Genomic DNA, 19,049 nt, shown 5'->3' with positions numbered 1-19,049 from the left:
GGTTACGCCGGACAGTTCCATACATATGCCGCACTATAAAAGCTCTTTACCTGTAATTGATGTTCATTAAGGTATGTGTCTATTTTCACTTGCCCGAAATGAAGTTTTGGGCAAAGTGTTGGCGTGCTGTATCCATTTCACTCCTGCTGGTGACATTTGTCTCTCATCATCCCCATCGAACTGATTGTTCGACGGGGATTTTTTAATAAACAAGACTTTAAACCGCGGGGTGAACGGATTTGGAAATGATCAATGATGAATTTTATATGGCACTGGCATTGGATATGGCGGAACGAGCACAGGGACAGACGGGGATTAATCCGGTCGTTGGATGTGTAGTTGTGAAAGAAGGCCGTATTGTAGGCCTGGGGAGCCATCTGAAACGTGGAACCGGTCATGCAGAGGTGCATGCACTTAACATGGCAGGCAGTGATGCAGAGGGAAGTACGGTATACGTTACACTTGAGCCTTGTAGTCATTATGGCAAGACGCCACCTTGTAGTGAACGCCTGATTCATGAAAAGGTGAAACGTGTTGTGGTATGTTGTGAAGATCCAAATCCGCAAGTATCCGGCAGGGGTATAAGCATGCTTCGTCAACAAGGCATTGAAGTTGAAGTTGGCGTACTGCGTGAGCGTGGAAGACGCATGAATGAAAAGTTCATTAAATTTATCACAACGGGTCTACCTTTCGTGACACTGAAAACGGCTACTACTCTGGATGGCAAAATTGCTACTCGTAGCGGAGACAGCAAGTGGATCTCTAACGAGCCCGCTCGTGAGATTGTGCATGCCCTTCGTCATCGTCACCAGGGAATCATGGTTGGCGTCGACACGGTAATCGCCGATAATCCGGAACTAACAACCCGTTTGCAAGTCGAAGGCATTAGTCCAGTGCGCATTGTAGTGGATTCCAAGTTACGGCTTCCCGTAGGTGCCAAAATGGTTAAGGATGGTCTTGCTCCAACATGGGTGCTGACAACAGACGAAGCCAGTCCTGAAGCTGCTGAACGTTTGGAAGCCTATGGCGTCGAAATTATACGCTGTGGTCCTGGACCACGTGTGGATCTGTTAAACGGACTTAGCAAGTTGGGTGAGCGTGACATTGGTTCAATTTTGCTTGAAGGTGGAGGTACCTTGAATGGAGCTATGCTGGAGGCACGGTTGGTTGATCGACTGCTCATGTTTATCGCTCCGAAGATTGTAGGCGGTTATGATACACCTGGAAGCTTCCGCTTCGAGGGTGTGGAACGTATGAATCAGGCGATTCAATTGAATCAGTTGGAGATCGAACAAGTTGGAGATAATATCAGCATTGGCGGTATTCCGGTGTGGCCTGAATAAATAAATAGATTTGAAAGTAAAAAGTTAGGTTCTTTATAACTTGAAAAAGGGAGGCGGCAGCATGTTTACCGGTTTGGTGGAAGAAGTTGGTCAGATCCGGCGTATTGGTCGGAAAGGCGAAGCGATGGTCCTGAATATCGGAGCTTCCGCCATCATGGACGATCTGAAGATTGGTGATAGTGTAGCAGTGAACGGCGTGTGCTTAACTGCGACAACGCTCGAAGGTGGAGGTTTTACCGCCGATGTAATGCCTGAAACCTATCGCCATACCAATCTCAGTCAGCTGCAATCTGGCAGTAAAGTTAATCTGGAGCGGGCCATGCAATCAGGCGGTCGTTTTGGCGGACATATCGTTCAGGGTCATGTCGATGGTACTGGAGTGATTGGTAGTATAACACGTGATCAGAATGCAATTGTGTTTGAGATCAAGCCTGATGATCACCAGTTGTTCAAATATCTGATCCCCAAAGGATCGGTTACACTGGATGGCATTAGCTTGACCGTTGTCCATACGTCAGATACCGCATTCACGGTTTCCATTATCCCGCATACCATTGGTGAAACTGTACTAAATGTGAAAAAGACAGGGGATACCATTAATATCGAATGCGATATTTTGGGCAAATATGTGGATCATCTGCTCCAGTATGGGAGAGGACATCGGGAGACGGGTACTGGCAAGCCGCGCAGTATCAGTGAAGATTTTCTCTCCAATCACGGATTTGCATAAATAGAGAACAGAAATTAACTGGAGGTGGACCAATGTCAGAACAATCCATTCTGGACACAATAGAAGAAGCCATATATGATCTCATGCGTGGTAAACCCGTCATTGTTGTGGATGATGAAGATCGGGAGAATGAAGGCGATTTTATCGCTTTGGCCGAAAAGGCGACGCCTGAAGTCATTAATTTCATGATTACTGAAGGTAGAGGTCTGGTCTGTGTTCCGATTACACAACAACGTGCGGACGAACTTAACCTGAAACCGATGGTTCAACAAAATACGGATTTCCATGGAACAGCCTTCACCGTCTCTGTGGACCACAAAGATACGACAACAGGTATCTCGGCACATGAACGCTCTATTACCGTGAAAGGTCTAATCGATCCTGAGGCAAAAGCCGGGGACTTCCGTAAGCCTGGTCACATGTTCCCGCTGATTGCAAAAGACGGCGGTGTACTTCGTCGTGCCGGACATACGGAAGCGGCTGTAGATCTCGCTATCATGTGTGGTTCCTACCCTGCTGGCGTTATCTGTGAAGTGATTAAGGAAGATGGCACGATGGCCAGACTTCCGGATCTGCAGGAGATTGCCCGCAAGCATGATCTGAAGCTGATCAGTATTCAGGACATGATTCGTTACCGTAACGAAAAAGAGCAACTGGTTCAACGTGAAGTGGCTGTGCGTATGCCGACGGACTTTGGTGAGTTTCAAGCGGTGGCTTATACAAATGCTGTGGACAATAAGGAACATGTGGCTCTGGTCAAAGGAGAAATTGATGGTTCGAAACCTGTGCTTGTACGTGTGCACTCTGAATGTTTGACAGGTGATGTATTCCATTCTCATCGTTGTGACTGTGGTCCGCAGTTTGATGCAGCACTCAAACAGATTCACGAGGAAGGTAATGGCGTACTGCTGTATATGAGACAGGAAGGTCGGGGTATTGGCCTGATCAACAAACTCAAAGCCTATAAGTTGCAAGAGGAAGGTATGGATACTGTTGATGCAAACCTGAGTTTGGGTTTTGCTGCCGACTTGCGTGATTACGGAATTGGCGCTCAAATTCTGAAAGACCTTGGGGTTCGTCAGATCAGACTGTTAACTAACAACCCTCGTAAAATTAAAGGCCTTGAAGGATATGGACTTGAAGTCGTAGAGCGTGTCGCGATCCAGATGGAGGAGAACGAGGACAATACGGTGTATCTTCATACCAAGCAAGCCAAGCTGGGGCATATGCTCAAGTTTGATGATATCGAGCAGAACGAACAGTAAATATATTTTAGATGAATAACGTTCACCATGTAATTTATGGAAGAGATTACTTAGGGATTTCCGTTACTTACATTACATTATACCGTTAGGGAGATGACTTGAATGCCACAATTTTTTGAAGGACATTTAGTATCAGAAGGATCCAGATATGGAGTTGTCGTTGGACGTTTTAACGAATTCATTACCAGTAAATTGCTTAGCGCAGCACTCGATGCATTCAAACGCCACGGCGTGCAGGATGATGAAGTGGATGTAGCCTGGGTTCCAGGTGCGTTCGAAATCCCTTTGATTGCGCAGAAAATGGCGGAGAGCGGCAAGTATGATGCGGTGATTACCCTGGGAACCGTTATTCGTGGATCAACTACGCATTACGATTACGTGTGCAACGAGATGGCTAAAGGGGTAGCAGCAATTAACCTGAAAACTGGCGTGCCTACGATCTTTGGACTGGTTACAACAGAAAATATTGAACAAGCGATTGAACGTGCCGGAACCAAGGCGGGTAACAAAGGTTGGGATGCAGCTACGGCGGCAATTGAGATGGCAAACTTGACGAAACAGCTAAAATAGTGCTTATTTAATAGTAGTGCCCTGCTTTGCGCAGACGAACACGGGAAACCGGATTCGGACGGCTTAGCAGGGTTTTGTATTTTTCTGGCGGGAGGATTCGTCTAGTGACGGTAGTTACATACAAACTGGAGACTTTTGAAGGGCCTTTGGATCTGCTGCTTCATCTGATTGATAAGGCTGAAATTCATATCCAGGATATTCCCATCAGCGATATTACCGATCAATACATGGCGTATCTGCATTCGATGCAGGAACTGGAACTGGATATTACGAGTGAATTTCTGGTCATGGCAGCAACATTGCTGGCGATCAAGAGCAAACTTTTATTGCCCAAACCACCGGTCATTGAGGACTTCGAGGATTATGATTTTATGGAAGAAGAAGATTATGATCCACGTGCAGAGCTGATTGCACGTCTGATAGAATATCGCAAGTACAAGGGAATTGCGCGTCATCTTCATGAACGGGAGTGGGAACGCAGCCTTATATTTTCCAAAGAGCCCGAGGATCTGCGCCCCTATATGCCCGTAGAAGCCCAATCGAATCCGGTTGAGGGTTTACACACCTCTGACCTGATTGCAGCCTTTCAGAAGGCGCTACGCAAGGCTGAGAAGCGCACAACTGTAACTCGAATCAAACGGGATGAGATTTCGGTTAAAGACCGGATACGGGATGTCATCGGCGCTTTGGAAAGTATGGGGCCGGGAGGCAGACTGTTATTCTCCAAGTTGATGGATGAGCATATCTATCGCCATGAGATTGTTGTCACTTTTCTGGCGGTGCTGGAACTGATGAAGATGAAGCAGATTGTCTGTTATCAGGAACGGATGTTTGAGGATATCGTTATGGAGTGGAGAGGGGAAACAAAGAATCATGGATTTTCCGAAATTGAAATCGATTATTGAAGGCCTACTGTTTTTGTCCGGAGAAGAAGGTCTGAGTATCAAACAAATCGCCGAGATCGTCGACCAGCGAGTGGAACTTGTAACGGACGCGATTGAGGAGATGATTCATGAATTTTCACAGCAGGGACGAGGTGTACAGATTCTCAAGATCGCGGGTGTAGTTCAGTTGGGCACCTTGCCTGACCACGCTGTATATTTCGAGAAACTGGCATACTCTCCCGCGCGTACGTCCTTATCCCAAGCGGCTCTGGAGACGCTGGCTATTGTAGCGTACCGGCAGCCCATTACACGGGTAGAGATTGAGGAAATCCGCGGTGTAAAATCGGAGCGGGCCATCCATACGCTTGTGAATAAGGATCTAATTATTGAAGTGGGACGAGCCGAGGCGATCGGACGACCAATTCTGTACGGAACAACCAAGTCATTCCTCGATTATTTCGGACTGGCTTCAATTAAAGACCTTCCGGAACCGGGCTTGTTCGAAGATTCGGAAAACCTGGAAGAAGAGACACAACTGTTGTTCAACAAACTGGATTTGCAACAACTGGAACCGGAAAGTGCTGATCCGGCGGATGACCTAAGTCATATCGACAACGAAGACGATAATACGGACTCTTCACTCTAATTAGCAAGCTCATACTAACCGACACCCATCAGTGGAGTCGGTTTTTTTGTGCATTATTTTAGATAAATTGAACTAAAGATTTTACACATAACGGAGAGGACAGAAATAATCTGAAGAAACGGAGTGTTCGCCTTTATCCCCGGATTTACCCTTTAGAGAAGGGAATCAAAAAAATTCGGGGATAACAGCGATCGGAAGGTTATTCTGTCATCGGAGTGACCAGTGTAACTAATCTTTAGTCCAATTTGTGTATATAAAAGGTTACGGACCGGTTCCAAACAAATATGAAATGGGATTTTTAGGTCAGACGTGAATTTTTTCCTATTCAAAGTGCCATACTAGACGAGAAAAGAATTGAGGGCTTGGAGGTAAGGCCTGTGTGGATTTGGCTTGGAGGAATCGGTTTGTTGTTCGCATTGCTGATTGCCGCAGTCCTCATCTCAAATGTTCATGTACATTTTACATTCAGTAAACATAAAAGTGATGATTACGCCAATATTAATGTTCGTCTTCTCTATGGAATTGTGCGGATTAACTATGAGATTCCGAGTATTGTTTTTCGCAATATGAAGGAAGGTTTTCTGGTCAAGACCGAACAATCCATGAATCATTCGAGAGGCGAGGCCCAGGGAAGCGAGCGGGTCAACAAACGCAAAGTCAAAAAGTGGGCTAAAGATGTAAAAATTATGCTTAGGGCAACGGACGCGCTCAAGCTGTGGCTGAAGCAAACACTTACACGCGTACATATGACCCAACTGTCCTGGGCTACCCACATCGGCGTTGGTGATGCAGCATATACAGCGGTGCTGACGGGCTGGGTGTGGAGTGTCAAGTCCATTATTATTGGTTTTCTCACCTATCAGATCCGCTTTGATGAGACACCTGTGCTTCAGGTTATGCCGGTATGGTCTGATGAAATGGAATTTAGAACGGAGCTCGATTTCAGAGTGAAAATTCGGATTACAGCCGTCCTAATCGCTGGAGTTACACTACTCACCCGTGTGCTTCAAGTCGAAGGCGGATGGCGGATGTGGTTCAAGCTTCTTCAGGAACAGCGCCGCAGGCATAAGGAGAAGCAAAAGAAGAAACTTAGTGGGACAACAGCATAAAAACCCATCATAGTCGGTCTGTTTTTGGGAATGTAAGGTTGGGATTTGGTGAGTGTATTTAAAATGCTTATTACATAAGTCCCTTCAAGTTTGGGGATGATATGGTTAGATCAAACCTAGCTTACATTGAAACTGGAGGGAATTTAAATGTCAGATCATCCAATTCAAGGCTTAATGGAAACCGCAATGGAAAATATCAAGGCCATGGTGGATGTCAATACAATTGTTGGCGATGCAGTCGAAACACCAGATGGTACCGTGATTCTGCCAATCAGTAAGGTGGGATTCGGATTTGCTGCCGGTGGTAGTGATTTTCACGTTAATGGAGAAAGTAGTGGCAAAAGTGGTGCTACGGGTACCTCTGCTGAACATGCGAGTTCAGCTAAAGTAGCTTCTCCATTTGGTGGCGGTAGTGGCGGCGGTGTATCCATACGTCCTATTGCGTTCCTGGTTGTAGGTAAACAGGGGGTACACATTGTACCACTCGATAACTCCACACATCTGTTTGAGAAACTCATTGACTCCACCCCTTATGTTTTGGACCGAATTCAAGGCATGTTCCAACGGAATACAACACCAACGAATACAACAGGTGTACCAGTTACACCAGATCCATCAACCTATAGCTGAATCATTTCGTCATGATCCCTCCCGCATCCAAGCGTGAGGGATTTTTGCTGTTTGTATAGCGGATGGTGAGTGTTTTTTCGGAGGTTTCCGTATTGCATGAGACTTATGTCTATGATCCGCCTAACCTAGACATGAAATAGGTTTATTGAAGGGGGAACGTTAATGCACAGAGATACCGTGTTTATGGTTTTGTTTGGCTGGCTGCTATCGGCAGTCGTGTATTTGGTAGGAGGAATTGATCACCTGTTTATTGCCGTGACCATCTTTGTGGGGCTGGATTACATCACAGGGGTACTGTCTGCATGGTATAGGAAGGAGTTATCCAGCAGGGTTGGATGGTGGGGGCTTGCTCGTAAGTCATTGACATTTGTTTTTGTCATTATTGCACATCAACTGGATATGGTTGCAGGCAATTCCAATGATTTTATGCGAGATGCAATGTTAATGTTCATCATTGGTACCGAAGGAATCAGTATTTTGGAGAACCTGGGGAAACTGGGCCTGCCTGTACCGAAGTTTATCACTTCAGCACTCTTTAAGCTTCGAGGGAATGAAGATCAAGTTGAAGATAAGGAGAAGATGTCATGATACAGATCACCAAGGAATACATACCTGTTAATAAATACAGTCGGGCCGGACTTAAGTTAAAAGCGAAACGTGGAATTGTGATGCATTATACGGCTTCTCCCGGAGCGCCCGCGAAGAACATTAGCAAATACTTTGCAAGTTTGGCACAGCAGGATTCCAATAAAGCAGTGAAAGGTCGTTATGCAAGCGCACACTTCTCGGTAGATCGAACTTCGATATATAACAGTCTACCGGATGATGAACTGGCCTACCACTGTGGGAGTGCAACATACACGAAGGAAGCGCTAGCCAAACTTGGGACATATCCGAACAATAGTACAGTGGGCATTGAGATGTGCATTGAAAAGGATGGCAGTATTCATGAAGATACATTTAATAACGTTGTAGACCTCGCGGTATACCTAATCAGGGAACGGGGCTTTCCACCCGTCTTCTTCACACATAAAGAAGTGGTTGGATGGAAGGAATGCCCACTGCCATGGATTAAACAACCAGGTGAATATGAAAGATTTAAGCAAGCAGTACATATAAAATTAAACCCACTGCAACAAATAGTAGTAACGGAGGATGATGATATGAATACGGTTCTGGATTATGCACAATGGGCCTGGAATGAACTTGATCAGTACATTGGAGATGCCTACAACGACAAGGTGATTGAAGATTGGGCATGGGTAGAGAAGGTACGCAAGAAGAAGTTAACCTATGGAGAGTTGCTGTTACTGAAGGTTTTAATTGATGAGCGCAGACGTAAAAAGTCCTGACCCAAAGTACATCTCAGATAGAGGTTATGCCTGTCTGCTGGTTAACCAGGAGTTAAAGTGTGCTGGATCTTTCAAAAAATAAAAATGTTGTATGATCACGATATGGTCAGGATACTCAAGTTCATATTGGGTCTGAATCGAGTTTTCATCGACGACTCCAATAACAGCGAGTTGATTTGTTTCGGTTACATGTGTTGGTGTGGGTGAGCTCATACAACCATCCTTTCGTTTATTAAGTCAGAGTCAACAGGGGCGATGGAGATGTCCATAGTCCCTAGATGACCTATACGAGGCAGGATGGGGAAGGTTAAGCTGATCCGGTTCAAAAAGGGTTCAAAATTCATAAATATAAAAAAGCAGAACCCCACGTCGAATGTGATGTGGGGTTCTGCTTATGTAACTACTCTTTTGAGAACGTGTCCAGGGCCTCATCTGTAAGATGGAGTTCTGCGAAAGCCCTGCATATCTTTTGGAAAGATCTAATGGTATTTGTCTCGTACAACATCTCAATGGGATCAAAACCTAACATGACAAGCGAATCCACAAGTTCTGTCTGATCTACTTCTGTATGGTGGAGTGCTTCAAGCATGGTTTCAATAACAGTTAAAAATAAAATGGCTTTATTCACTGTCTCGATTGGTGTCCCCTCCTTCGTAATACTACTAGAATAAGCAGAGGAGGACAGAAAATAACGAGAAATTCCAATTTCTCAGTGATGAATCTATTCAATCTAAAAGTGTGGAGAGAATAACTGGTTGTTGTAAATTAAAATCTGATGATAAGCTCTCCCTTTGTATGTAAGATTAAGCTTTTTCGTTTACTTCGTGGAGAATGGAATCAATTAATTCATCATCAATTAGAGTGCTTGCTTTTTCGAGCGCCAATAGAATACCTTGCGGTTGTTCAAAAAAAACTGTAGAGAGAATAGGGGCAACCTCATCTAAATTAATCTTCTCAGCTTTGACCATACTGATCAAGGCAACAACGATCTCATGTCCCTCTACGTTACCTTCCATAAATCTTGTTCGTAAATGAGTTGCTACTATTTCGGTCTTTGACTGCGAGTACGCCATTACATTTCCCTCCAACGGTTTGAATATCTTAGCAGAGCTCCTCTTCATGCAAGTTTAAACCAGGTTAGATTAGGAGTTATCTTAACAATAATAAGGCAGATAGTTTAAATTATCAACAGCTACTAAGTCAATAAAATCGGATTTGGAATCACAGTTTTATCCAGCAAAAAAGACCCGGAGAGGATCATTTTTTGGGTCTGCCTTCCCAATAATCAGGAAATCCGTTGTAATCCCATGCGTTCAGATTTTCGCAGTCGGCTTGAATGGTAACATCTGCTCCGGAACCAAAGTCAACACCTACGGTTTGCAGTTCTTTGGCCTTAATAACCAGTACCTTGCCGGGTGCACCTGCACACACCAAAGCAAGCTTCCACGGTGTCTGTTGGTAGATATTTTCCATTTGTTTGGATGCTGTGCTCACATGAGACCACGAGGGGCAGTCCACCGTTCCCACGATGCTTGTCCACCCGTATCTCCGCTCCAGAACTTCTCGATATTGCTCGGCCTTGGCTCCGCAGATCAGAATAGGCATGGTCTTGAATGTTTCATAGAATAACTTGAATCGGGCGATGTAATTATTCTCAAAAGCATAGAAGGTCTCTCTGGGCTCAACTTTGTAATATGCAAGGCACATATCGAATAACGGCTTGAAATACCAGTGATCTGTCTGGGTCAGATGTCCGACGTAATCCGCTTTTCGCAGGCAGTGTACGATAATTTCTCTCGCACTTGCATTGGGTAAGGTTATCCCGCAATAGGTAGGGTCGTTCAACCAGCCGTAATGAGACTTGATGAAATCCATAGTCAGAACGGTATCGTGGGCCAGAATGGTGTTGGAAGCATCCCCAAATCGAACAGAAGCATGGGCTTCTCCATCAGAGGCCATTTGGAACCAGTTGTGGATTAATTCTACACTCCCCAGCATGCAGGTCACCTTCTTTCCATGTGTGAATAATGGTTTCTTTGGTATACATATTCATCAACTCCTTCTGTACTAGAATAGGAAAAATGCTGCGTTCTCTCTCTTCTTTTGAGGAATCACTCCTTTTTTGTTCCACGTGCGAAGGTTATTGAGGAACAGTCTAGACTATGTAAAAAGGGAGAGGGGATGGACTGTGAAAAACGTATTTATAGGTAGTCCTGTACGTAATCGGGCTTGGATTATGGAACGGCACTTGCAATCACTTGAGCAACAAGCAGTGCAGAAGCATTATATGTACATCCTGAATGATAGTGAAGATCAGACGGAGCATAACCTTGATTGTCATCAGATTCCTTATCTGACTCATAATCTGGGGAGAACATATGGTCATATACGTGGACAATATTCCTATCACAACCTGGCGTTGTTGAGGAATATGCTTCTGGATGAGTTTCTGAAATCGGACTGTGATTATCTGTTCTCAATTGATACGGATATCATCATTCCTGAGGGTAGCCTACGGCAGTTAATGGATAATGACAAAGATATATGCGCAATGCTTATACGGAATCACCCAAAATTGAAGGCTCATAATGCCATGAGCGGCGGAAAACATATACCTGAATTCAAAGCGGGTTTGTTCCAGGTAGAACTGACAGGTGCCGTATATTTGATTAAGCGTGAAGTGATCGAAGCAGGGGTTCGATATGGTTCCCATCCAACAGGTGAAGATGCACCATTTTGTGAGCAAGCTAGAAGATTGGGGTTTGAACTGTTTGTAGATACTCGGTTGCGTCCCGTTCATGCCTATGCGGAAGGGGTGGAGTTGATTGCTCAATTGGCTGCTTCGTAGAAAACAACGAGAAAATCCGGTTTTTGAAAGTATAGAAATGACCATTGTCTACCCGCCCGCACTTGACTGGAACCTCTTGTTCCAACGTCCTCAGCAATTGATGACCGCCTTCTCTAATATTCCAGGTATACGGGCTATCTTTATCAATGAAGAAACGTACAGAAAGCAGACCCGACCGATTGAAAAGTTAAATGAGGATCTGTTCCTTGTGCAGAAAGGTGTGAACTACGATCACCTGGTCAAAGGAAAGAAGGTACTCTGGTTCTCGAATCCAGGTCAGTACAATTATTCGGATGGACGGAAGTTTGATTTTACCGTATTTGATTACCTGGATAATTCGGCTGATGAGTTTGCTGTGTGGAAATCCTACATCCCGAAATGTTTTGACCGTGCAGATCTTATTGCCACGACTGCCAAGGTGATGTATGAGGCACATAAACATGACGGAAAACCAATCTTTATGTGCCCTAACGGGGCAGATTACCAACATTTTGAGAAAGCGCGGGTTATTCTGCCCAAACCGGCGGACTTCCCCGATGTTCATGAAGGGCAAAAGATTGTGGGTTTCCACGGTGCAATGGCATCGTGGGTGGATTATTCGCTGATTACCGCTATTGCAGATAAAGGTTATCATGTTGTTTTGATTGGAAACAATGCCCTCTATCAAAAAAATATTGTGCATCCCAATGTGACTTGTCTTCCGCACAAAGATTATAAGGTGCTTCCCGCCTACATTGCTCAATTCGATGTCTGTATCGTGCCATTCAAGCTGACAGAGATGATCCGTGGCTGCGATCCAATCAAGTATTACGAATATTTGTCAGCGGGCAAACCTGTGTTGACAACGCGTATGGAGGAAATTGTTCATAAGTACAGCGATGTAACTTACTTTATGAATCAGCATAATTGTGGATTGATGTTGGAGAAAGCGATTCGTGAGAATAGTGCTTCCAAAATTGCGGCAAGAGTAAGGGTGGCTAAGTCTAATAGCTGGGATGGCAGGGCAATGGATGCCGTGAAGATGATTAATCAGGTCATAGGAGGTATGAGAAATGAGAAAGATATTTAAACGAATGTTTGGTAGCCAACCGACTACACCGACAATTGAGCTTGAAGAAATAGAGATTGACGCGACGGAGTTCAATGTTACGACATATACCCCAAACACGGATACAACGATTGTATATCTGCCTGCGATCGATTTCCATAGTGAACGATTCGGGCGTCGACCACAACGGCTGTTAAAAGCACTCGCGGAAGTAGGCTACAATGTAATATATATCAACTCCAGTGATGAGTTCTATCAGGTTGATGCCTTGGAGTATCCATATCCGGAGATTCCAAACTTTGTTGTAGCCCGTGTGGGCCAGAATGTCCGTACGCTGTTTCAGGGTGATCGCGTGATCTACTGGGTGAACGATAGCCGGCTGGCAAGTTCTGTCGAGACAGCATATCCTGATCTAGTCGTATTTGATTCGTTGACTGATCCGGATCAGTACGAGAAGCACAAACACAAGATGGAAGCTGTTGCTGACGTTGTCTTCATTACACCCGAGAGAATCTATGAGCATGGCAAATATTGCTCGCATGTTCATCTGGTTACTGCCGATGAATTTGAGATCAAGGAACGTGCAGAACAGGTAGCGCAAATTATAGATGCTTTGCCAAACAGAATGGCCCCTCTAATGTAGGGGTCTTTTCTTTGATCGTATATAGGCCTTTCCTTTTGCAAAGATGACGGGGCTAATCGTGCTTCAATATATTTCGTTTACATTATCGTTAGGGATTGAAGATAGCGTTCTACACTATAAAAAGCAGAGACGGCAAACAGCCAGACGGGTTAAACGAAATGGATCTCCCGATCATTAAGTCATTTAACCTGATCCCGGCTTAAGCAAGTCTCCGTAGCTAAAAATACATACTATCCTAAGGAGTGGACTGTTCAATGGCTAAAAAAATGATTATCAAAGGTGTAGGTACGTTTATGGCTAAACGCCTTCCAAAAGATCCGATGGGCGAAATTGAGGTAGTTACCCTGGGTACCCTGCAAGATCTGAAAATTGACCTTAACGTGGAGCTTGAGGATATCTTTGGTGGTGACGGTCTGTTCGCCATTGATGTACTGGTGAAGTCCAAATCGATTGAAGTGTCGGCAACAGACGCCAAATTCGATCTGGATGCAATCCAGCTGATGATGGGTTCAACGGTACAAGAGCAAGTGAAGTCTTATGTATGGGTGCTGAATGAGCAGTCTACAGTGGCTGCAGGCGTTTCCAATTCTGGATTTGCGGAAGCCAAACCGAAGCATGCGAGTGATATCTATGGAAGTAACGGTGACATTACGGTTCGTCTCAAAGATTCCAACACGTTGCTGAAACAACTCACTACTAAAGGAACAGCCGTGGAACCCAATGCGTTCTTCTACGACGAAGCGAACGGTGTAGTCATCCTGAATGCGTTCCATATCGGTAAAGAGATTGTGTTGAACTACAAGCGAGATCAAATTGTAGACATGGTTGATCTGTTGGTTGACGAAGTACCATTCCCGATCTCTGTCATTCATCACGGGACGTTCCAGCAAAAAGATGGTTCGTATGCAGGGGTTGAAACCGAGTTGTACATGTGCCGTGCAAAAGGAACATTCAGCATCAATGCCCAGCGCGCTGCCGCTTCTGCATCTGCAATCTCTTTGCAGATTCTTGACCCTGAACGTGCTGATGGAAAAATCGGCAGTATCAAACGCTTCAGCGCACCAAGCAAGATCTAATATCTAAATAAGGTTGATTGCTCCTGGCAAGGTATCAAACGGCATCTGTGTCCTCCCCTTCACAGAGCCTTGCCTTGCCAGGTTTTTTATTATATGGGGGAGAATGTCCTGGGGAGGTCTTTAAATTCATGGAAACAGAACAAGAAAAATCCGAGCGTGAGCTTGCGGAAAAGCTGAATGAGGAAGCGGCGAAACGAATCAAAGATGATCCGGAAAACAAACGGGTGACTCCGGAGGAAGTGGAAGCTGCTGAGCGTGCATTCTTTGAAGATGATGAGATTATTACGCTGCGGGATCGACGGAAATATCGTATTCCGCCATGTAACCTGAAGGATGCCCGCCGTCTGATGAAGTTGCTGAAAACGGTGAATATCGATGCCATTATTCTTAACTTCATTCCGACTGAGAATGATGAACTGGATGAAAAGCGGCAGCAGGATTTATTTGATGTATTGGCAATGGCATTCAAAAACTATCCACATATCGTGACCAAAGATGAGCATGGTGAGTATATCATCAATCGAGAATATCTGGATGAGTACCTTGATCTGAACACAGCTCGCAAAGTCATTGATATGCTCATTGGACTCAATGGTTTAAAAAAGTAGAACGCACCGAGGGGGAGTCTTTGGAGGGAACCGAAATCCGTGATACGGAAACACAGGAACCCGTTCACTGGGGAGAAATCTTCTTCACCCTCCATAAACACTGTGGGCTGAACAAGTGGGAGATTTGGGAGTACACACTCCCTCAGGTTGCGGAGCTGTGCAAGTCAGCGGAGAAATATATTCAATTTGAGGTTGAACTTATGACAGCACCTCTTCGCATGTTCGGTGGCGGTGAGGGCGAGGAAGTTGAAGAAGATGGGACCGTCAGACGTAAAAGAACCTTCAATGACGAGGATTACACGGAGATATCAGAAGATGATATCGGTATGCTTGCACAAGCGCTCGGAGGATAAGAGAGAGATATCCCGTTTTGCCTAAATGAAGGTAGAACGGGATTTATGCATAAAGGCGGTGATTCTTTTGACTGAAACAGAAGGACAAGGAGATAAACATTCCTTAACACAAGAAATATTAACGGATAAGGATCAATTAACTGGACAAAACGCAGTACTGAAAGAGAGTTCCCCTTCAGGTGTTAGCACACTGATTAGACGAGTGGAGACAATCAGAAGTGATATGCAGTCGCAAATGATTGAAACACTGACTACCGATTTGGAGCACTTTTATCGTGGAGCGTTCAGTGAAATGAAGGATGTGTCTGCAGCTGGCTCACAGGGGTTGTTAGACTCCGTGATGAATACGATGAAATATATTTCAGCAGGTGAAACCAAGGGGTATTCATCAACACTACTCAAGAAATCCCTTGACTCGTCGCAGCAGATGGATCAACAGATAAGCCGGGCCGACCAAAATTTGGAGCTTAGATCGTCTGGGACAACGAATGACAGTGGGCAATATAGACAAACCGGAACGGTCAAAAATCTGCAACGAATTGCACTGCAACATGGTATGGATCAGGAAGATGTAGGTCTTGCCTATCGCATTGGTTCTCGTAATTATGATCATTCATCTGAAGCTGTGGCGTTTGCTGAAGAAGTAGCCAAGCTGCATTCAGTGGGCAATATGGATGTAGAACAAACGGCAACAGGTCTGGAATCTGTTACTCCGACATGGGGAAGCAGTAGCTTTAATCTGTCCCAAGTCACAGACATGATGATCAGAGCTTCAACGCTGTTGGATGTTGGCATTCAGGACTTGATGGATATGATGCGTCAGACCCTTCCAATGGTAGGGAACCCTGATGGAACGTTTGCACAAGAGGATGCATTAGCCAACTGGATTAGTAAGGCTGGATTGTTGGTTCAGTCAAAAGGAGATCATCCTCAGCAGGGCTTTGCATCGAATCGAGTTAGATTCGATCTTCTTGCTGAACAAGTGAAGGCTAGGGATGCAAACGCGTCGATCCATCAGCGTACTGGCAGTAGGGACAACCTTCAATTCCGACAACGAGAGATCGAAATCGCTTTTCAGATTGCAACACATGAGGCGATGCAAGGGTTGAAAGATGAATTTGCCGAGCTGGGCGATTATCTTATCGCAGTCATGCGGTTAATTGGAGATCGTACGGGTGGCATTGTTGATCATATGGAATTGCTTAACCGAATTATGGATGAAGTCGGAGTTCAGGTTGCGTGGGATAAGTTCGGTGAAGTGATGAATGAAGGCGATCAGAAGCGATACAGTGCTACGAATGCGGATCCAGGGAAAGTCGAAAATACGGGGAGCGATGTTCCCGAGCCACTTCGAGTCACGGATGTGCAACGTGCTGGTGTAGCGCAAGAAATGGGCAGACAGCAGAGTCGTCTGCAGACTCTGGAACATCGCAGAACAGAAATTCAAAGTAGGGCCGCCTCCAAGCAAGGTGAGGTACTTCAGGCACGGACTAACCGAGATCATCAACATAAAATGTACAATCAGGCTATACAAGATGGGGATACAGCGGCTTCTTCCATTCATGCAGAAGAACGTGACGAAGCTGAGAAGCGAGTCAAAACCTATAGTCGAGAACTTCTTCTGTTGCGAGAAGAAATGCATTCACTCGATATTCAGATTGCAAAGACGAAGCGAAGTCTTGAGTTTCTTGGGCGAGAGCTGGATGACACGAGTAGAGCAATGATGCAATTTGAACACCAAGCTAGAGTATTGATGATGGCGATGGATGACATGGACCTAGATGCAGTTGAACTACGAAACAAGTTGTATTTCCTTAATGCTGAGTTTACATACGGTTCAACCGATGTTCAGCGCTACGAATCCGAGATCCAGAAGCTGCGTAAACAGTCAACTCTATTGAATGATGTTCTCTCCACATTGAGAACCGAAGTCAATGAGTTAAATGCTTCTTTTAGACAAGGCATGATCGATGCTACAGCATACATATCCAAACTGAAGGAACTCGAACAGGTTCAGCTAGCGAGTATGATGAGTGGTCCAGGCGGATTGCTAGTTACTCAAGGTGCAGGAAGCGTTGGATCCCCTGGATCCCCTGTTAAGGATGACAAGGAAGATTCAGCAAACAAACCTTTTTTAGAGAGACATCAAGATTTTATCAATGACGTAATTAAGGATATGGCTAAATCAAAGATTGAGGAAGTTATGGATTTTGGTTCAGACAAGAAGAAGAAGGACAAGCCGAAGCGACGAGGGATAAAACAGAGATTCGAAGATATGAAAGAAGTCGGTAGTAAAAAAGCATTTTTTAACGGTCATGCACCTATTCGTGACAAGGACGGGAACGTACTAAGAGGTCCGGATAAACCTGATGGAACCCCTGGAGATATCCTTACCCAACGTGATATTACAAGCGAGCGTAAGAAAAAAGGAGACATTCCAGGGAAATTAGCAAAGCTCGGCAAGTTCGGTAAGTCTATACTGAAACCCCTAAAAGCCGTTCCTTATCTTGGGGCTGCCATGACTGCTGTGGATGTAGTGTCCGGTCTTGTTGATCCGCTGAGTAATATGGGTAAGTCAGAAGCGGAGAAGCAAAGTATTCGTGCAACAAATAAAGAGCAACTGGCCAAGGATTTTAAAGATATGGAGCAGTCTTCGGTTGTAGGTAAAGTGTGGAAAGGCCTTAACCTTGGAATGGATGCAGTTGTTAAGGGAGGAATCAGCAGCCTATTTGGTAACAATGCAACGAATAACAAGTTCGGGGACTACTGGAAGGGATTTAAGGCGGTATGGAGCGAAGACGGCGGAGATGCAGTTGAGAAGAAACTGGGCAAGGAATACAACTACAAGCAGGAGAAAAAAGAAGCCCAGATTCAAATGGATAAAGAGTCTGGAAAACCGCCTAGGGACAACAAACAACAACAACCGCAGATACAATACATTCAACCTCAAATGCAGTATATTCCTGCTGCGAGCGGAATAGGAACTATTGCTAACGGCTATACGCCTCAGCCACAGAGCAATGGTATTGATGAAATGATCGCCAAGATTAATCGGCAGCTTAACAAATCGACAAGTGATAACGAAACCAATTACCAAGTCACTCGATCCCGTCTATTGATTAGTGGTGTTCGCGAAGATTCTGGTCAGATGCGCGCGCTAATGGAGAAATATTTGCAAGAGAATATCAAGTTCTTCGATAAGGCTATTGCAAGTTTACAGAAGACGTACGACAAGATGGCTGAAGGTAAGGATAAAGATGAACTGGGTCTGGAGATCAATGAGAAGAAACAGCAGAAGGCACAATCAGAGCTTGAACTGAATGGTGTCAAAAACAGCCAAATTGATGAGCTTAGACGCAAGATGAATGATCAGTTTGAGTTGACGCAGTTGGATTATGATAAACGAATGTATGATCTCCTGGCGGCTAATGGAGGTAAGGAAGATGCACCAGAATTAATTGCATTGAACAAATCGCGTGCATCTGAAATGAACTCACAAATAAGTTCGATCAAGCAAGATTGGAAGAATCTGTTGAATAGTGGTGTGTTTAAACCGGGCTCGGATGAATATATGCAGATTTTTAAACAAATCCAGGCATTGGGTGTAGAACAGTCCAAAAATTTGTATGAAATTAGCAAAAAAATGGATAAACCGATATCTTCATTCAACATTCCAGCAGGTCTTAAGGTCATGGATTACTTTGATTACATGACGACGAACAATACACATAAAAGTGTGATGGTTGGCTCGGGGGATGTTACGGTTCATGTGAACATCGATAATATGACAGGCAGCACAAAAGATGTGGAGAGACTTACATCTACTTTGGACAAGACACTACGGCAGAACAGTCCTGGTATTGCAAACCGAATGGCCAGCAATGTAGGTGCAAGAATGGGAAGCAATCATATCCCCAGATAAAATAGGTAAGGAGGGCTTCTGA

21 protein-coding genes are annotated in these 19,049 nt (G+C 44.7%); 17 read left to right on the top strand and 4 right to left on the bottom strand.

What is annotated here, in order from left to right; genetic code table 11:
- Positions 1-239 precede the first annotated feature (239 nt).
- The 10 genes from ribD (at position 240) to NSQ20_RS20655 (ending at position 8,529) form a co-directional block, all read left to right on the top strand.
- Complete coding sequence (gene ribD, locus NSQ20_RS20700; protein ID WP_036607842.1) at positions 240-1,343, top strand: bifunctional diaminohydroxyphosphoribosylaminopyrimidine deaminase/5-amino-6-(5-phosphoribosylamino)uracil reductase RibD; 1,104 nt, start codon at positions 240-242, stop codon at positions 1,341-1,343.
- A 61-nt stretch (positions 1,344-1,404) separates the two neighbouring features.
- Positions 1,405-2,073 carry a riboflavin synthase gene (ribE, locus tag NSQ20_RS20695; RefSeq protein ID WP_127551008.1) on the top strand — a complete coding sequence of 223 codons (669 nt, stop codon included), beginning with the start codon at positions 1,405-1,407 and terminating at the stop codon, positions 2,071-2,073.
- Positions 2,074-2,105: 32 nt separating this feature from the next.
- Complete coding sequence (locus tag NSQ20_RS20690; RefSeq protein ID WP_076318983.1) at positions 2,106-3,338, top strand: bifunctional 3,4-dihydroxy-2-butanone-4-phosphate synthase/GTP cyclohydrolase II; 1,233 nt, start codon at positions 2,106-2,108, stop codon at positions 3,336-3,338.
- Between the two features lie 102 nt (positions 3,339-3,440).
- Positions 3,441-3,908 (top strand): 6,7-dimethyl-8-ribityllumazine synthase, encoded by a 468-nt coding sequence (ribE, locus tag NSQ20_RS20685; protein WP_017687651.1) that lies wholly within the window; start codon positions 3,441-3,443, stop codon positions 3,906-3,908.
- A 104-nt stretch (positions 3,909-4,012) separates the two neighbouring features.
- Complete coding sequence (locus tag NSQ20_RS20680; RefSeq protein ID WP_127551006.1) at positions 4,013-4,813, top strand: segregation/condensation protein A; 801 nt, start codon at positions 4,013-4,015, stop codon at positions 4,811-4,813.
- On the top strand, positions 4,782-5,438 hold the full coding sequence (gene scpB / locus NSQ20_RS20675) for an SMC-Scp complex subunit ScpB (protein ID WP_036672307.1): 657 nt from the start codon (positions 4,782-4,784) through the stop codon (positions 5,436-5,438). Before NSQ20_RS20680 ends, scpB begins: the two co-directional genes overlap by 32 nt.
- 377 nt (positions 5,439-5,815) lie before the next feature.
- Positions 5,816-6,547 carry a DUF2953 domain-containing protein gene (locus NSQ20_RS20670; protein ID WP_340030798.1) on the top strand — a complete coding sequence of 244 codons (732 nt, stop codon included), beginning with the start codon at positions 5,816-5,818 and terminating at the stop codon, positions 6,545-6,547.
- Positions 6,548-6,694: 147 nt separating this feature from the next.
- Positions 6,695-7,177 (top strand): GerW family sporulation protein, encoded by a 483-nt coding sequence (ytfJ, locus tag NSQ20_RS20665; protein ID WP_036607830.1) that lies wholly within the window; start codon positions 6,695-6,697, stop codon positions 7,175-7,177.
- 162 nt (positions 7,178-7,339) lie between these two features.
- Complete coding sequence (locus tag NSQ20_RS20660) at positions 7,340-7,765, top strand: phage holin family protein (RefSeq protein ID WP_169482043.1); 426 nt, start codon at positions 7,340-7,342, stop codon at positions 7,763-7,765.
- Positions 7,762-8,529, top strand: coding sequence for an N-acetylmuramoyl-L-alanine amidase (locus NSQ20_RS20655; RefSeq protein WP_340030797.1), 768 nt, complete (start codon positions 7,762-7,764; stop codon positions 8,527-8,529). The genes NSQ20_RS20660 and NSQ20_RS20655 overlap by 4 nt, the downstream gene beginning before the upstream one ends.
- Positions 8,530-8,553: 24 nt before the next feature.
- On the opposite strand, the gene NSQ20_RS20650 is transcribed toward NSQ20_RS20655, so the two are convergent.
- From NSQ20_RS20650 to NSQ20_RS20635, 4 genes are all read right to left on the bottom strand, one after another.
- Entirely contained in the window at positions 8,554-8,742 is a 189-nt protein-coding gene (locus tag NSQ20_RS20650; protein WP_076328271.1) for a hypothetical protein, read from the bottom strand.
- A 187-nt stretch (positions 8,743-8,929) separates the two neighbouring features.
- Entirely contained in the window at positions 8,930-9,157 is a 228-nt protein-coding gene (locus NSQ20_RS20645; RefSeq protein WP_076328272.1) for a hypothetical protein, read from the bottom strand.
- A 175-nt stretch (positions 9,158-9,332) separates the two neighbouring features.
- Positions 9,333-9,602, bottom strand: coding sequence for a hypothetical protein (locus NSQ20_RS20640; protein WP_036607821.1), 270 nt, complete (start codon positions 9,600-9,602; stop codon positions 9,333-9,335).
- A 184-nt stretch (positions 9,603-9,786) separates the two neighbouring features.
- Complete coding sequence (locus NSQ20_RS20635; RefSeq protein ID WP_340030796.1) at positions 9,787-10,527, bottom strand: GT-D fold domain-containing glycosyltransferase; 741 nt, start codon at positions 10,525-10,527, stop codon at positions 9,787-9,789.
- Between the two features lie 190 nt (positions 10,528-10,717).
- On the opposite strand from NSQ20_RS20635, the gene NSQ20_RS20630 reads away from it, so the two are divergent.
- The 7 genes from NSQ20_RS20630 to NSQ20_RS20600 all read left to right on the top strand — a co-directional run bounded on the left by NSQ20_RS20630 (position 10,718) and on the right by NSQ20_RS20600 (position 19,027).
- Complete coding sequence (locus NSQ20_RS20630; protein ID WP_340030795.1) at positions 10,718-11,377, top strand: hypothetical protein; 660 nt, start codon at positions 10,718-10,720, stop codon at positions 11,375-11,377.
- Positions 11,355-12,446: a glycosyltransferase gene (locus NSQ20_RS20625; RefSeq protein ID WP_340030793.1), complete on the top strand. Its 1,092-nt coding sequence runs from the start codon at positions 11,355-11,357 to the stop codon at positions 12,444-12,446. The genes NSQ20_RS20630 and NSQ20_RS20625 overlap by 23 nt, the downstream gene beginning before the upstream one ends.
- Positions 12,430-13,068: a hypothetical protein gene (locus NSQ20_RS20620; protein WP_036672299.1), complete on the top strand. Its 639-nt coding sequence runs from the start codon at positions 12,430-12,432 to the stop codon at positions 13,066-13,068. The genes NSQ20_RS20625 and NSQ20_RS20620 overlap by 17 nt, the downstream gene beginning before the upstream one ends.
- A 254-nt stretch (positions 13,069-13,322) precedes the next feature.
- Complete coding sequence (locus NSQ20_RS20615; protein WP_036672297.1) at positions 13,323-14,144, top strand: hypothetical protein; 822 nt, start codon at positions 13,323-13,325, stop codon at positions 14,142-14,144.
- Positions 14,145-14,272: 128 nt separating this feature from the next.
- Positions 14,273-14,752, top strand: a complete 480-nt coding sequence (locus NSQ20_RS20610; protein WP_036607808.1) for a hypothetical protein — start codon at positions 14,273-14,275, stop codon at positions 14,750-14,752.
- A gap of 20 nt (positions 14,753-14,772) precedes the next feature.
- Positions 14,773-15,105 (top strand): hypothetical protein, encoded by a 333-nt coding sequence (locus tag NSQ20_RS20605; protein ID WP_197997652.1) that lies wholly within the window; start codon positions 14,773-14,775, stop codon positions 15,103-15,105.
- 67 nt (positions 15,106-15,172) lie between these two features.
- On the top strand, positions 15,173-19,027 hold the full coding sequence (locus tag NSQ20_RS20600) for a hypothetical protein (RefSeq protein WP_340030788.1): 3,855 nt from the start codon (positions 15,173-15,175) through the stop codon (positions 19,025-19,027).
- Positions 19,028-19,049: the final 22 nt, after the last annotated feature.

Source organism: Paenibacillus sp. FSL K6-1122 (assembly GCF_037977015.1).
Lineage (GTDB): Bacteria > Bacillota > Bacilli > Paenibacillales > Paenibacillaceae > Paenibacillus > Paenibacillus amylolyticus.
The sequence above is the reverse complement of the archived record's forward strand: the minus strand, read 5'-3'. Positions and strand labels throughout refer to the sequence as shown.

Excerpts from the sequence above, each read along its gene's own strand:
- ribE (WP_127551008.1), top strand. The coding sequence starts at position 1,405 with ATGTTTACCGGTTTGGTGGAAGAAGTTGGTCAGATCCGGCGTATTGGT.
- NSQ20_RS20690 (WP_076318983.1), top strand. The coding sequence starts at position 2,106 with ATGTCAGAACAATCCATTCTGGACACAATAGAAGAAGCCATATATGAT.
- ribE (WP_017687651.1), top strand. The coding sequence starts at position 3,441 with ATGCCACAATTTTTTGAAGGACATTTAGTATCAGAAGGATCCAGATAT.
- scpB (WP_036672307.1), top strand. The coding sequence starts at position 4,782 with ATGGATTTTCCGAAATTGAAATCGATTATTGAAGGCCTACTGTTTTTG.
- ytfJ (WP_036607830.1), top strand. The coding sequence starts at position 6,695 with ATGTCAGATCATCCAATTCAAGGCTTAATGGAAACCGCAATGGAAAAT.
- NSQ20_RS20660 (WP_169482043.1), top strand. The coding sequence starts at position 7,340 with ATGCACAGAGATACCGTGTTTATGGTTTTGTTTGGCTGGCTGCTATCG.
- NSQ20_RS20655 (WP_340030797.1), top strand. The coding sequence starts at position 7,762 with ATGATACAGATCACCAAGGAATACATACCTGTTAATAAATACAGTCGG.
- NSQ20_RS20650 (WP_076328271.1), bottom strand. The coding sequence starts at position 8,742 with ATGAGCTCACCCACACCAACACATGTAACCGAAACAAATCAACTCGCT.
- NSQ20_RS20640 (WP_036607821.1), bottom strand. The coding sequence starts at position 9,602 with ATGGCGTACTCGCAGTCAAAGACCGAAATAGTAGCAACTCATTTACGA.
- NSQ20_RS20635 (WP_340030796.1), bottom strand. The coding sequence starts at position 10,527 with ATGCTGGGGAGTGTAGAATTAATCCACAACTGGTTCCAAATGGCCTCT.
- NSQ20_RS20620 (WP_036672299.1), top strand. The coding sequence starts at position 12,430 with ATGAGAAAGATATTTAAACGAATGTTTGGTAGCCAACCGACTACACCG.
- NSQ20_RS20615 (WP_036672297.1), top strand. The coding sequence starts at position 13,323 with ATGGCTAAAAAAATGATTATCAAAGGTGTAGGTACGTTTATGGCTAAA.
- NSQ20_RS20610 (WP_036607808.1), top strand. The coding sequence starts at position 14,273 with ATGGAAACAGAACAAGAAAAATCCGAGCGTGAGCTTGCGGAAAAGCTG.